Consider the following 13999-nt stretch of genomic DNA (forward strand, 5'->3'; position numbering starts at 1 on the left):
GTTATTAGTACTGGAGGGAAATAAGAATGCGTGTGAATATTACTCTAGCATGTACAGAATGCGGAGATCGTAACTATATCTCAAAGAAAAATAAACGTAACAACGCTGAGCGTATCGAGCTTAAAAAGTATTGCAAGCGTGACAAGAAGTCTACGTTACACCGTGAAACAAAGTAAGCAGTAGGAATATTTTCCTACTGTTTCTTTTTTTATTCGATTCCTATGTTAAAAGTGATACACTATCAGCATAGAGTAAAGTGTCACTGTAAGGGGGAGAATGTGTGAAAGCAGAGAAAGTACGTTTACGTAAACAAATAATAGAACACATGAATTCTTTATCAGAAGAACAGTATACAACTTTATCAGAACAGATTGCATTTTCGTTGTATGCGCAAAAAGAGTGGGTTGAAGCTAAAACAATTGGAATTACTCTTTCAATGGAAAATGAAGTGAATACATATCCTGTTATCGAAAAAGCTTGGGAAGAAGGAAAGAAAGTTGTAGTTCCTAAGTGTAATAAAGGAACTAGAACGATGTCCTTCCGGCAAATTAATAATTTTGATCAATTAGAAACGGTGTATATGAATTTACGTGAACCGATTCCTGGGCTTACGGAAGAAGTGAATATGGATGAAATTGATCTTCAAATTGTGCCGGGCGTAGCTTATACAGAACGAGGAGAGCGAATTGGGTACGGCGGTGGCTATTATGATCGTTATCTCGTGCATTATAAAGGGAAAACGCTGTCATTAGCGTATGATTTTCAAATGGTAAAACACATTCCAGTAGAGCCATTTGATAAAAACATAGAAAAAATTATTACAGAAAAAGGAACACTGCTTATAAATAAGCTTGTATAGACAAATAAAAATTGACGAGACTTTTTCTTCTTGATTATAATAAAATATGTGAACGTTTTCTTATTATAATTTTTTATAGTAAGTGAGCATAGAGGGTGATGAAATGGTATCTATTTATGATATTCAGCAATTGCTAAAGAAATTTGGTACGATTATTTATACGGGAGATCGAATTGCAGATTTACAATTAATGCAAGATGAATTGCGTGAATTAAATCAATCACAGCTAATCGATCCACAAGACTATCAAACAGCTTTATTTTTATTGAAGCAAGAAATTCAAAAAGAGCTAAATAAGAATTAGATAAAGGTAGGTAAGCAACATGGAAGAGAAATGGTTAGTTGGTGTTGACCTTGGTGGTACAACGATTAAATTAGCATTTATTAATGTATACGGTGAAATTTTACATAAGTGGGAAATCCCTACGAATACAGGTGAGCAAGGAAAACATATTACACTTGATGTTGCGAAAGCAATTGATAAAAAGCTAGAAGAATTAGGCGAATTGAAGAGCAAATTAATTGGTATTGGTATGGGAGCTCCTGGTCCTGTACATGTGGCGTCTGGAATGATTTATGAAGCGGTTAATTTAGGATGGAAAAACTATCCGCTAAAAGATTTATTAGAAGTAGAAACAGGATTACCTGTTGTTATTGATAATGATGCAAACTTAGCAGCGCTTGGTGAAATGTGGAAAGGTGCTGGTGAAGGTGCAAAAGATTTAATCTGTATGACACTTGGTACGGGCGTTGGTGGTGGTGTAATCGCCAATGGTGAGATTGTACACGGCGTGAGTGGTGCTGCTGGTGAGATTGGACATATTACAGTCGTTACAGAAAATGCTTTCCCATGTAATTGCGGGAAGTCTGGTTGCTTAGAAACAGTAGCATCTGCGACAGGTATTGTACGTGTTGCTATGCAAAAAATACAAGAGACTAATAAAGAGAGCATGTTGCGTTCTATGTTAGCTGAAGAAGGACGTATTACATCAAAAGATGTCTTTGAAGCACTTGGACAAGGTGATGAATTAGCAGGTGAAGTAGTAGAAAAAGTAGCTTCTTATTTAGGATTAGCTGTAGCGAACCTTTCTAGTACATTGAACCCAGAGAAAATTGTTATTGGTGGAGGCGTGTCTAAAGCTGGAGATGCGTTATTAGAACCAATTCAACGCTATTTCGAGCAATACGCTTTCTCACGTGCTGTAAAGAGCACGAAGTTAGCTATTGCAACACTTGGTAATGATGCAGGTGTTATCGGAGGAGCTTGGCTTGTAAAAAAGCACAAATACGAAGCGAAGATGATATAAGTTGTGAAATATGAAAAGAGGAAGGGGGAACCCTTCCTCTTTTTGTGTAAAATCTCGATGAAGAATAAAGTGTAAACGAATTAAGCTGCTGGTGGATACCCGTTATATAGAACAGTCATGATCGTAAACCATCCGAAAACGAGTACAGTTGCAATTGCAAAGCCGCTCGCGAAAAAGTTTTTTTCACGAAGTGTTCTAAGCGTAGCAAATACAGCTAACAGAGTGACAAGTGTAAAAATAATAACAAGGCCCATACAATATCCTCCTCTGTCTACCCATTTCTTATTATGAGTTTTTGGAATATTTACTCTTTTATATTGTACATGTTTTAAAAATAATTGTCGAGATAGCATCCTTTCTTTTCCTCAGAGAAAGAAATGTTGTATCATTAAAAGTAAGTTTAACAACTGGAGGAGATTTTCATATGAAATGGATACAAATGCCGTTAGGCCCATTACAAACAAATGCTTATATTTTAATGAACGATCAAAAAGAGTGCATTATCTTTGACCCTGGTCATGAAGGTGAAAATCTCGTTACATATTTACAAGAAGAACAATTAAAACCATTGGCTGTTTTATTAACACATGCTCACTTTGATCATATCGGTGCTGTTGATGCCGTAAGAGACGCTTTTCATATTCCTGTGTACGTACATAAAGAAGAAGCAGATTGGTTAGGAGATGCAACTGTAAACGGCTCTCAAATTTTTATGATGAACCGCAGTATTACAGCAAAACCAGCGGATCATATTATTGATGCAGAAGGTACATTAACAATTGGATCATTTAATTTTGAAATTTTTGAGACACCAGGACATTCTCCAGGAAGTATTTCTTATTATAGTAAAGAAGCGAATGCTGTATTCTCAGGAGATGTATTGTTCCAAATGAGCATTGGAAGAACAGATTTGCCTGGTGGAAGTTTTGCTGAATTAATTGGAAGTATTGAAGAGAAATTATTTGTATTACCAGATGAAACAGCGGTGTTATGTGGACATGGTCCAGAAACAAGCATTGGCTTTGAAAAAGAAAATAATCCGTTTTTACAATAAGGAGTCATTATGGGAATGGAGCTCATTTTAAGAGAATGGATGGGGAAAGAAAAGGATTATTCAATTTCATATAGTACGTATATGAACCTTGTATTGTATACGGAGGGTCATGGATATTATATGAAAGAACGTGAAAAGATTGGAAGACAAGGGGATTTTTTTACAAGTAGCAATGTATCCTCTGTTTTTGCAAAAACTTTTGCTAAACTTTTTATTCGTCTTGTTGAAAATGGTGAAGTTGCTTCGAATATTTGTGAGGTTGGTGGGGGAACAGGGAAGTTTGCCTATGATGTTTTACAAGAATGGAAGCAATTATCTCCAAACACCTTTATTAATTTAAACTATTCAATGATTGAAGTGAGCCCTTTTCATAGGAAATTACAGCAGGAGCAACTTGGCTCATTTTCTAATGTATCGTACTATACCTCCTATAGTGAAATGGGAGATTCTTTCGAGGGAATTCTTTTTTCGAATGAGTTGTTTGATGCATTTCCTGTTGAAGTAATTGAGAAAAGAAATGGTATATTGTATGAAGTACGTATTACATATACAGAGGAAGGAAACCTTTCAGAAGTATGTAGGCCGTTAAATAAAAGAATTGGTCGCTATTTATTGAAATATAATATTCATATTGCTGAAGGGCAACGTTTTGAAGTACCAATTGTTATGGAGGAGTATATAAAAGAAATTTCGAAATGGTTTCAAAAAGGTATATGTATTACAGTTGATTACGGATACACAAAAGAAGAATGGATGCATCCAGCACACCGCGAAGGAAGTTTGCGAGGATATTATCAGCATAAGCTAATGCGTAACCCACTAGCGCATCCAGGTGAAATGGATCTTACTACTCATGTTCATTGGGACGAGCTAAAGGAGATGTTTAGTATGCAAGGAATGAGTGCAGTATGGCATAAGAAACAATCTGAGTTCTTGTTAGCTGCAGGGATATTAGAACAGCTTACGAGCCATCAAGACACGAATCCTTTTTCTGAAACGCAAAAACAAAATCGAGCAGTTCGTTCTATGATTTTAAATGGAGGAGTAGGGAGTTCGTTTGATGTTGTTATACATACAAAAGATATGCAACATTTACATTTGGATCAGTATGTAACAATATAAAAAAACAAGACACAGTATATACTGTGTCTTGTTTTTTAATACGACTTATGTAGTATTATATATTTCCTCTCATGATATATATTTATATTAAAGATATGAGATGAAAAATATAGAATACGTTCTTTTTCTGCGATTATTAGTCCCTAACCTAATAATACACGAACGAGTTGAATGATTGTTTCATTCTCTACTTTGTAATAAATTTCCAATCCTTTTCTTTCACTAGAAACGATTTTAGCGCTTTTTAATTTTGCTAAATGCTGTGAAATTGTAGATTGTGGCATGTTTAAGCCAGTATACATTGTAGAAACGTTGCTTGGACCGCGCTCGATTAATCCTTTTACGATACATAAACGAACAGGATGAGCTAGCACTTTTAATAATTCTGCATTACTTTCATATAGTTCTAATTCTTTTTGAAAGGTTTCTAACATGTTCTTTTCCACCTCCGTGTGAGCTATTATACCATACTATACATACCAAAAATTTAAAGAAAAGAAAATAGTTGTTGCAGAAAAAAAGTCCTAAAGTAAAGAAATTGTAAGAAAAGAGACCCGGATGTAAATAAAATAGGTAAATTAGCATGTTTTTGTAAAATGACATTTTTGGGTGAAAATTTCGATGCGTTTTAAAAATTGAAAGATATAGATATATTTGTAACACAATTTTATCATGATTTTCTTATTCTTTCAAATGAATATACGAAATTTTTAAAATAATATGACAAAGGAATTATAATGATATATATAGAATATAAAACAGGTTAAAAGAAAAGAAGCTGAATGTCATTCGCTTCTTTATGGTGATAATGAAATATTTGATTAAGGCTGATAAATCTTAGGATGATCAAGTCATTAGTCATTTATTCTAAAATTCATCTTTTAGCAACGTTAAAAATCTGTGATTCCATATGTTCTCATAAAAATCAATTGTCTCTTTTGCGGACATAAAAGGATTATTCAACGTAGAGGTTGTTTTCTGTCCCATAAAGTTTTCGTATCCTAGTCCGTGGGCAAACTTAATCGTTGCATCCATACAGTACTCTGTTTGGGCGCCACAAAATTCAATGCGATTTACAGATAATTGATCTAAAATTTCTTTTAAGTTTGTTTTATAAAATGAATTTGCATGTGTTTTTCTTACAAAAAAATCTTGTTCTTGAACATCTAGATCGGTATGAATAGCCCAAAGTTCTTTCTCGGGTACTAAATCATCATCACAATGTTGAACAAAAAGGATTGGTTTATTTAATTTTCTATATGAAGAAATTCTTTTATTTACTTTTGTTAGTAAGTTCTGTAAATCAAATAAATGCTCCTCGCTATAACATACGCCATTTTGTAAATCGATAACGATTAAAATATCTGCACAAGTATCCATTATTTTCACCCCTTTTTATTTCTTAATATATCAATTAATCCATTATTTAGAAATAGATGATATACTTTTATTTTTTATGGACTATAAGAAAAGAAGAAATTCAAATGAATATAACTAAACCGCATAAAAAGAAGATATGAAAACCTAATCTCATATCTTCTTTTTCTCTATGCATTTACAGGTTCTTCTACATAAGAAAGGGCATTTTCAAAATCGGATATTAAATCGTTAACATTTTCAAGACCGACTGATAACCGAAGTAATGAATTAGAGATTCCTCTTTTATCACGAGCTTCTTGCGACAGTGCTGCATGTGACATTTTTGCTGGATAAGAAAGAATTGACTCTACAGCTCCTAAACTAACTGCAAAAACAGGTAATTTTACTTTTGATAAAAATTTGCGGAGTGCATCTTCTGACTGCAAAGTAAACGATAAGACCGCTCCAGCTGATGTTGCTTGAGATTGTTGAATATCAAATCCGAGATGAGTTTGTAATCCCGGATAATAGACATTTTTTACTTTAGAGTGCTCTTGTAAATAATGTGCGATTTTATTGGCATTTTTAGCTGAATGTTCGAGGCGTACATGCAATGTTTTTAGACCGCGAAGTACGAGAGAACAATCTTGAGGTCCTAAAATAGCACCGAATGCATTTTGTAAAAATCCAAGCTTTTGAGCGAGTTCTGAATCTTTTACTACTGCTAATCCGGCAGTAACATCACTATGACCAGCAATAAATTTTGTAGCACTATGAAGAACGACATCAGCTCCAAGTTCAAGTGGTTTTTGGAATAGTGGTGTCAAAAATGTATTATCAACAAAAGTAAGAGCGCCAATAGATTTTGCGAGTTTAGAAACCTCGCGAATATCTGTCACTTTTAAAAGTGGGTTAGAAGGTGTTTCTACATAAAAGAGCTTTGTATTTGGTTTAATGTTTTGTTTTATTTCTTCTAAATTGGTCATATCAACAAATGTATGTGAAACACCGTAACGGGAGAGTACCTCAGTTATCACTCGGTAAGTGCCTCCGTACACATCTTCTGAAATGAGTACGTGATCACCTTGTGAAAGAAGGAGGAATGCAGTGGAAATCGCTGCAATGCCTGATGCAAAGGCGAATCCTTTTGTTCCGCCTTCTAATAAAGCAATGATATCTTCAAGAGCTTCACGAGTTGGATTTCCTGACCTGCTATAGTCATATTTTCCGAACGTATCTACATCAAACTGGTGAAAAGTTGATGTATTATAAATAGGAACGTTCACAGCGCCTGTTTGCGAGTCGTGTTTATATTGGTTGTGTAGTAAGAGTGTATCTATAGAATAGCTCATATTCTTACACCTTCTTTTACGAGTTTAATTGCTTGCTTTAAGTCTTGAATTAAATCGTTACTATTTTCAATGCCAACTGAGAATCGAAGAAGACGATTGCATACGCCGTTTGCTGTTCTAATTTCTTCAGGAATATCAGCATGTGTTTGCGTTGCTGGATAAGTCATTAAACTTTCTACACCACCAAGACTTTCGGCAAATGTAATTAAGGATAAAGATTGTAAGAATGGATTAATCCAAGCTTCATCTTTAAGGCGGAATGAGATCATGCCACCTCTTCCTGGATAAAATACATCTGTCACCCCGTCCTCATCATTTAAATACGCAACAACTGCTTTCGCATTTTCTTCATGTTGCCTCATGCGAAGCGCTAACGTTTTCATACCGCGAATTAATAACCATGAGTCAAATGGGCTTAAAACTGCACCTGATGCATTATGATAATGAGCGATTTCCTCGCAAAGTTCCTTTCCTTTTGCAACGACAAGCCCGCTTAGTACATCGTTATGTCCCCCTAAATATTTCGTTGCGCTATGAAGTACAATGTCAGCACCTTCTGTTAATGGTTGCTGTATATAAGGTGTGTAGAAAGTGTTGTCTACAATAAGAAGTAGTCCGTTCCTTTTCGCTACAGTTGCGACAGCAGCAATATCAGTAACTTGCATTAATGGATTAGTTGGAGTTTCTATGAAAATAGCCTTCGTTTCAGTTGTGATAGCTTGCTCAATTTGTTTAATAGACTGTGTATTTACGTATCTACATCGAACATTCCACTTTTTTTCATGCTCAGAAAATAATCGATACGTTCCCCCGTATAAATCTTCAGATACAATAAGTTCGTCTCCAGAGCGGAATAGAGAAAGGACGAGGAGAACAGCCGCCATCCCTGAACTACAGGCATAACCTTGTTCGCCACATTCTAAGTCTGCAATCGCCTGTTCTAAAAGACCGCGAGTTGGATTGCCAGTTCGTGAATAGTCAAAGCCAGTAGATTTACCAATTCCTTCGTGACGATAAGCGGTTGAGAAATAAACTGGTGGATTAACCGTTCCAGTTGTAGTTTCACTGCGATTTCCGATTTGTGCTAGTTTTGTTTCGATTGTTGACATGTGAAAATTCCTCCTTTTTAAATTGAAACATTAAGTGAATATAAAATAAAAAAAGCCTTCTAAGAAGAAGGCTTTCGGTTTGAATAGAGTCTTCTTCTCATCTGTCAAATCTTTCACAATTTGCTGGAATTAGCACCTTATTAACAAAATGTTAATGGTTGCTGAGGCGTCACAGGGCCAGTCCCTCTACCTCTCTAGATAAGAATGTTCGTATGAAATTTTTATTATGTTTTTAACTTTACAATAAAATATAACTGAATTGCAACTTTATTTTAAATAATTTTTATTTTTCCGCAAGTGTCATTGACTTTTACTTTTGTGCATGCTAAATTTATTAAAAAATTAACAAACATTGTTAAAAGGGGAACGCATTTCCTTTTAGCTACATAAATAAAATAATAAAGACAACTCTTATTGAGAGCGGTGGAGGGAAAGGCCCTGTGAAACCCGGCAACCTTCAAACGAAATGTTTGAAACGGTGCTAATACCTGCAAAACGAATGTTTTGCATAATAAGAGGAGGAACGATTATGTCCCCCTCTTCAAAGTGAAGAGGGGGTTTTTATATTGATAGAAATGAGGGAGATTCGTGAAATTACTAGATTTATTATCAAACGGAATTGTAATAGGTGATGGTGCGGTTGGGACGTTATTGCATTCACATGGTTTGCAAAGTAGCTTTGAAGAATTGAATGTATCTGATCCAGACTTAATTATATCGATTCATAAACAATATGTAGCTGCTGGAGCAGATGTAATTCAAACGAATACGTATGGAGCAAATGAAGCGAAATTACGTATGTATGGTTTAGAAAATCAAGTTATAGAAATTAATAGAGCGGCAGTAAAACTGGCGAAAGCATCTGTGACAGATAAAAATGCAATTTTAGGAACAATTGGTGGTATGAAACATATCGGAGCTGTTACAACGACTGATATGGAAAGAGAGTTTATGTTACTTGAACAGGCAGGGGCTTTACTAGAAGAACAGGTTGATGGATTACTATTAGAAACTTTTTACGATGAATTTGAATTACTTCATGCCGTTAAAGTATTGCGTAAGCAAACGAATATTCCAATTGTTGCGCAATTAGCGTTACATGAAGCAGGTACGACTCAAAATGGAAATGATGTCAATGAAATATTAAAGCAACTTATAGATTACGGTGCAAATGTTGTTGGATTGAATTGTCAACTAGGGCCGCTTCATATGACGGAAGCTTTCAAAATGATATCGATTCCTCAAAATGGCTATTTATCAGCATACCCAAATGCAGGCCTCCCGAATTATGTGGAGGGACGTTACGTATATGAGGGAAGCCCAGCTTATTTTGAAGCGATGACACCGAGATTTATTGAGCAAGGTATTCGGTTATTGGGTGGTTGTTGTGGTACGACTCCAGAACATATTCAAAGTATGAAGCGCGCTGTTGCGAATATTACCCCTGTAATAGAAAAAGACACGATTCAAAGGCCGAAAGTCGTTCATACGCATGAGAAACGTTCGAAGGCTCACGTCACTCTAGCAGAGAAAGCGAAAAAACAAACGACAGTTGTAGTGGAATTAGATCCACCGAAAACGTTAGATACACAGCGTTTTTTTGAAGGAGCAAGAGCGTTAAAAAGAGCGGGAGCAGATGCTATTACTCTAGCAGATAATTCATTAGCATCGCCTCGTGTTTCTAATATGGCGATGGGTGCGTTATTAACGAAGCATGATATCCCAGTATTGACGCATTTAACGTGTAGAGATCATAACGTCATTGGACTACAATCTCATTTGTTAGGTTTATCGGCGTTAGGGATGGAAGAAGTGTTAGCTTTAACTGGTGATCCAGCGCGCGTTGGTGATTTTCCCGGTGCCACTTCTGTATATGATTTATCCTCTATTGAGCTTATTAAAATGATTAAAGAAATGAACGATGGACGTTCAATTTTAGGGAAATCAATTGGACCGGCGACAAGGTTTTCTGTAGGCGGCGCATTTAATCCTCACGTGAGGCACTTAAAAGCAGCGGTTAAGCGAATGGAACGAAAAATAGATGCTGGAGCGGAGTATTTTTTAACTCAGCCAATTTACGATATCAAGTTAATTGAAGAAGTGTATGAAGCGACAAAGCATTTGGAACAACCTATTTTTATTGGAATTATGCCGTTAGTAAGTAAGCGGAATGCAGATTTTCTTCATTTTGAGGTGCCGGGTATTACTCTTCCTGAAGAAATAAGAGAGAGAATGGATGGACATGAAACGAAAGAGGCAGCAATTGAGGAAGGGATCCGCATTTCACAAGAATTGGTCGACGCAGCGATGAAATATTTTAATGGTATTTATCTTATTACACCATTTTTAAAGTATGAAATTACAGAACATCTTGTTAAATATGTAAGAGAAAAGCAAGAAGTGAAAGAAGGTATTAATTGATGAAGTGTATAGAAGAAAAATTAAAAAATAGCATTTTAATATTAGATGGTGCAATGGGGACAATGATTCAGCAAGAGGATTTAACTGCTGAAGATTTCGGAGGAGAAGAGTACGAGGGCTGTAATGAATATTTAGTGGAAACAAGACCAGACGTTATTTTAAAGATTCATAAAGCTTACATTGAAGCTGGAGCGGATATTATTGAAACAAATACATTTGGGGCAACGAATATTGTACTAAGTGATTATGATCTGTCTCATTTAGATGAAGAACTAAATGAAAAGGCAGCACTTTTGGCGAAGCAAGCTGTTAAAGAAAGCGGGAAGGAAGTATATGTTGCGGGAGCGATGGGACCAACAACGAAAGCAATTAGTGTTACAGGTGGTGTGACTTTTGAAGAATTGATTGAGGCTTATACAAGGCAGGCACGAGGATTATTAAAAGGAGCAGTTGATGTATTACTCGTTGAGACGAGTCAAGATATGCGTAACGTGAAAGCAGCTTATATTGGAATTCAAGCCGCTTTTGAAGAACTGAAAAAAACGGTTCCTATTATGATTTCAGGAACGATTGAGCCAATGGGAACGACTCTGGCTGGGCAAACAATTGAAGCTTTTTATTTATCAGTAGAACATATGAAACCATTATCTGTTGGGTTAAACTGTGCGACTGGTCCGGAGTTTATGAGGGACCATATTCGGTCACTATCTGATTTATCGGAGTGTTACATTTCTTGTTATCCAAATGCAGGTCTTCCTGATGAAGATGGACATTACCATGAATCTCCATCTTCTCTTGCTGAAAAGGTGAAGCGATTTGCTGAAGAAGGATGGGTTAATATTATTGGTGGTTGTTGTGGCACGACACCAGAACATATAAAAGCAATGAAATCCGCGCTAGCATCTCTTAAGCCTCGTGACCATCATGAGAGAGAAGGACATGGAATTAGTGGATTAGAAGCACTGCAATATGATGAGTCTATGAGACCGTTATTTGTAGGTGAAAGAACGAATGTTATTGGGTCACGTAAATTTAAACGCTTAGTAGCAGAAGGGAAATTTGAAGAGGCTGCTGAAGTGGCAAGAGCGCAAGTGAAGAAAAATGCTCATATTATTGACATTTGTATGGCAGATCCTGATCGCGATGAAATAGAAGATATGGAAAACTTCTTAGCAGAAGTTACGAAAGTATTAAAAGTACCGATTATGATTGATTCAACAGATGAAAATGTGATGGAGCGAGCTCTTACTTATATTCAAGGAAAAGCTGTTATTAATTCAATTAATTTAGAAGATGGAGAAGAACGATTTAAAAAAGTGACACCGCTTCTTCAGAAGTATGGTGCCGCTATAGTTGTAGGAACAATTGATGAAGACGGTATGGCGGTTAGTGCGGAACGAAAGATAGAAATTGCGAAAAGAAGCTATGAATTACTTACAAAGAAGTATGGGATACGCCCGTCAGATATTATTTTTGATGCACTTGTGTTTCCAGTAGGGACAGGTGATGAAGAATATATTGGCTCAGCGGCAGCGACTATAGAAGGAATTCGCCTTATTAAAGAAGCGTTACCAGAGTGTTTAACGATTTTAGGTGTAAGTAACATATCATTTGGTTTACCACCGGCTGGACGTGAAGTATTAAATTCAGTTTTTTTATACCATGCTACGAAAGCAGGATTAGATTACGCGATTGTGAATACGGAAAAATTAGAACGCTATGCGTCGATTCCAGAGGAAGAAAAACGCCTTGCAGATGCATTACTGTTTGAAACGACGAAAGAGACGTTAGAAGAATTTACAAACTTTTACCGAGTTGCTAAAAAGAAAGATGTCGTTGTGCAAGAAACGTTAACGCTTGATGAAAGACTAGCAAATTATATTGTAGAAGGTACGAAACAAGGATTACACGAGGATTTAAGTCTTGCACTTGAAGAAGGAAGAAAACCTCTTGATATTATTAACGGTCCGCTTATGACAGGGATGGACGAGGTAGGACGACTATTTAATAATAATGAACTTATTGTTGCTGAAGTATTGCAAAGTGCCGAAAGTATGAAAGCCGCTGTAAGCTATTTAGAGCCACATATGGAATCTAGTGATAGTGCGAAAAAAGGGAAAGTATTGTTAGCAACTGTAAAAGGTGACGTGCATGATATTGGGAAAAATCTCGTTGAAATTATTTTAGCGAATAACGGATATGAGATTATTAATTTAGGAATTAATGTACGTTCGGATCGAATTGTTCAAGAAGTACAAGAAAAGAAGCCGGACATTATAGGCCTTTCAGGTTTATTAGTAAAATCAGCGCAACAAATGGTAACGACTGCTGAAGATTTAAAAGCGGCAAATATTGATGTGCCCATTGTTGTAGGTGGTGCAGCGTTAACGAGAAAGTTTACAGATAATCGGATTTCACCATCATATAAAGGACTCGTTTGTTATGCGAGTGATGCGATGACGGGGCTCGATATTATTAATAAGCTTCAAAAAGAAGAAGAGCGTGAGAAGATGAAGCAGGATAAAAAAGAACGTCATCTTCATATCGTAAAAAAAGAGGAGAAGAAAGTAGAAATTCCAGCAGTAATTGAGCCATTACCAAAATCAGAGGTTATGGTGCCTGATTCAACAAAACGAATTGTATTACGAGATGTTCCCGCCCTTCATCTCGCACCATTTCTGAATAGACAAATGCTACTTGGGCATCACCTTGGATTAAAAGGAAATGTGAAGAAGCTTTTGAAAGAGGGAGATAAGAGAGCACATGAATTAAATGATTTAATAGATGAATTATTGCAGGAAGGACAATCTTGGTTAAAGCCGAAAGCAGTGTATCAATTTTTCCCAGCGCAAAGCGACGGACAAAACATTGTAATATATGATCCAGAAGATCATACGCGTGTTATAGAGCGTTTCACATTCCCTAGACAAGGAAAGGCTCCCTATCGTACTTTAGGTGATTATTTGCGCCCAATAGGAGATGAGATGGACTATGTTGCTTTCTTATCTGTTACGGTTGGGGAAGGAGTTCGGGATATTGCTGAAGAGTGGAAGGCGAAAGGTGATTACCTACGTAGTCATGCCATTCAATCGTTAGCGCTTGAATTAGCGGAAGGACTTGCTGAAAAAACACATATGCTCATTCGTGACCGCTGGGGCATTCCGGACTCACCTGAACTGACGATGGAAGAACGTTTCCGTACGAAATATAGAGGAATACGAGTGTCATTTGGTTATCCGGCGTGTCCAGAACTTGCAGATCAAGAAAAGCTATTTCGCTTAATTCATCCAGAGGAAATAGGTATTTCATTAACAGAAGGATTCATGATGGAGCCAGAAGCGTCCGTAACGGCTATGGTATTTTCTCACCCTGAGGCAAGATATTTTAGTGTATTATAGTCTAGAAGGGGGAGACGT

13 protein-coding genes and 2 riboswitches are annotated in these 13999 nt (G+C 36.4%); of the genes, 8 read left to right on the top strand and 5 right to left on the bottom strand.

The features are described 5' to 3' along the window. The first annotated feature begins 26 nt into the window (after positions 1 to 26). From rpmG to glcK, 4 genes are all read left to right on the top strand, one after another. Positions 27 to 176 (top strand): 50S ribosomal protein L33, encoded by a 150-nt coding sequence (rpmG, locus tag M1D66_RS06100; RefSeq protein WP_001265616.1) that lies wholly within the window; start codon positions 27 to 29, stop codon positions 174 to 176. 104 nt (positions 177 to 280) lie between these two features. Further along, a complete protein-coding gene (locus tag M1D66_RS06105; RefSeq protein ID WP_070180503.1) occupies positions 281 to 859 on the top strand; it encodes a 5-formyltetrahydrofolate cyclo-ligase in 579 nt (192 codons plus the stop codon). A gap of 103 nt (positions 860 to 962) precedes the next feature. Next, positions 963 to 1163 carry a YqgQ family protein gene (locus M1D66_RS06110; protein ID WP_000253699.1) on the top strand — a complete coding sequence of 67 codons (201 nt, stop codon included), beginning with the start codon at positions 963 to 965 and terminating at the stop codon, positions 1161 to 1163. Between the two features lie 19 nt (positions 1164 to 1182). Beyond that, the gene (gene glcK / locus M1D66_RS06115) at positions 1183 to 2166 is read left to right on the top strand and encodes a glucokinase (RefSeq protein WP_000391701.1); all 984 of its coding nucleotides are present in this window, start codon (positions 1183 to 1185) and stop codon (positions 2164 to 2166) included. Between the two features lie 80 nt (positions 2167 to 2246). Here the strand turns inward: glcK and M1D66_RS06120 are convergent, their stop codons facing one another. After that, on the bottom strand, positions 2247 to 2420 hold the full coding sequence (locus M1D66_RS06120; RefSeq protein ID WP_000524852.1) for a DUF2759 domain-containing protein: 174 nt from the start codon (positions 2418 to 2420) through the stop codon (positions 2247 to 2249). A 170-nt stretch (positions 2421 to 2590) separates the two neighbouring features. On the opposite strand from M1D66_RS06120, the gene M1D66_RS06125 reads away from it, so the two are divergent. Together M1D66_RS06125 and M1D66_RS06130 are read left to right on the top strand one after the other, a co-directional pair. Beyond that, complete coding sequence (locus tag M1D66_RS06125) at positions 2591 to 3220, top strand: MBL fold metallo-hydrolase (RefSeq protein WP_044306406.1); 630 nt, start codon at positions 2591 to 2593, stop codon at positions 3218 to 3220. A gap of 9 nt (positions 3221 to 3229) precedes the next feature. Then, a complete protein-coding gene (locus M1D66_RS06130) occupies positions 3230 to 4342 on the top strand; it encodes a class I SAM-dependent methyltransferase (protein ID WP_000525152.1) in 1113 nt (370 codons plus the stop codon). Between the two features lie 143 nt (positions 4343 to 4485). On the opposite strand, the gene M1D66_RS06135 is transcribed toward M1D66_RS06130, so the two are convergent. The 4 genes from M1D66_RS06135 to metI all read right to left on the bottom strand — a co-directional run bounded on the left by M1D66_RS06135 (position 4486) and on the right by metI (position 8162). Continuing rightward, positions 4486 to 4776, bottom strand: coding sequence for an ArsR/SmtB family transcription factor (locus M1D66_RS06135; RefSeq protein WP_000894377.1), 291 nt, complete (start codon positions 4774 to 4776; stop codon positions 4486 to 4488). A gap of 433 nt (positions 4777 to 5209) precedes the next feature. Continuing rightward, positions 5210 to 5722: a cysteine hydrolase family protein gene (locus M1D66_RS06140; RefSeq protein WP_000379157.1), complete on the bottom strand. Its 513-nt coding sequence runs from the start codon at positions 5720 to 5722 to the stop codon at positions 5210 to 5212. 167 nt (positions 5723 to 5889) lie between these two features. Beyond that, on the bottom strand, positions 5890 to 7053 hold the full coding sequence (metC, locus tag M1D66_RS06145; RefSeq protein WP_000122299.1) for a cystathionine beta-lyase: 1164 nt from the start codon (positions 7051 to 7053) through the stop codon (positions 5890 to 5892). Beyond that, positions 7050 to 8162 (bottom strand): cystathionine gamma-synthase/O-acetylhomoserine thiolyase, encoded by a 1113-nt coding sequence (gene metI, locus M1D66_RS06150; protein ID WP_242555052.1) that lies wholly within the window; start codon positions 8160 to 8162, stop codon positions 7050 to 7052. Before metI ends, metC begins: the two co-directional genes overlap by 4 nt. 94 nt (positions 8163 to 8256) lie before the next feature. Then, a riboswitch (SAM riboswitch) is annotated at positions 8257 to 8367 on the bottom strand. Between the two features lie 203 nt (positions 8368 to 8570). After that, positions 8571 to 8680: riboswitch (SAM riboswitch) on the top strand. A 70-nt stretch (positions 8681 to 8750) separates the two neighbouring features. On the opposite strand from metI, the gene M1D66_RS06155 reads away from it, so the two are divergent. Further along, on the top strand, positions 8751 to 10583 hold the full coding sequence (locus M1D66_RS06155) for a bifunctional homocysteine S-methyltransferase/methylenetetrahydrofolate reductase (RefSeq protein ID WP_044306403.1): 1833 nt from the start codon (positions 8751 to 8753) through the stop codon (positions 10581 to 10583). Continuing rightward, positions 10583 to 13981, top strand: a complete 3399-nt coding sequence (gene metH / locus M1D66_RS06160; RefSeq protein ID WP_065222857.1) for a methionine synthase — start codon at positions 10583 to 10585, stop codon at positions 13979 to 13981. Before M1D66_RS06155 ends, metH begins: the two co-directional genes overlap by 1 nt. Positions 13982 to 13999: the final 18 nt, after the last annotated feature.

Source organism: Bacillus sp. PK6-16 (assembly GCF_056530295.1).

Coding starts and splice junctions, on each gene's coding strand:
- metH (WP_065222857.1), top strand. CDS start 10,583: ATGAAGTGTATAGAAGAAAAATTAAAAAATAGCATTTTAATATTAGAT.
- metI (WP_242555052.1), bottom strand. CDS start 8,162: ATGTCAACAATCGAAACAAAACTAGCACAAATCGGAAATCGCAGTGAA.
- metC (WP_000122299.1), bottom strand. CDS start 7,053: ATGAGCTATTCTATAGATACACTCTTACTACACAACCAATATAAACAC.
- M1D66_RS06140 (WP_000379157.1), bottom strand. CDS start 5,722: ATGGATACTTGTGCAGATATTTTAATCGTTATCGATTTACAAAATGGC.
- M1D66_RS06130 (WP_000525152.1), top strand. CDS start 3,230: ATGGGAATGGAGCTCATTTTAAGAGAATGGATGGGGAAAGAAAAGGAT.
- M1D66_RS06120 (WP_000524852.1), bottom strand. CDS start 2,420: ATGGGCCTTGTTATTATTTTTACACTTGTCACTCTGTTAGCTGTATTT.
- M1D66_RS06135 (WP_000894377.1), bottom strand. CDS start 4,776: ATGTTAGAAACCTTTCAAAAAGAATTAGAACTATATGAAAGTAATGCA.
- glcK (WP_000391701.1), top strand. CDS start 1,183: ATGGAAGAGAAATGGTTAGTTGGTGTTGACCTTGGTGGTACAACGATT.
- rpmG (WP_001265616.1), top strand. CDS start 27: ATGCGTGTGAATATTACTCTAGCATGTACAGAATGCGGAGATCGTAAC.
- M1D66_RS06125 (WP_044306406.1), top strand. CDS start 2,591: ATGAAATGGATACAAATGCCGTTAGGCCCATTACAAACAAATGCTTAT.
- M1D66_RS06110 (WP_000253699.1), top strand. CDS start 963: ATGGTATCTATTTATGATATTCAGCAATTGCTAAAGAAATTTGGTACG.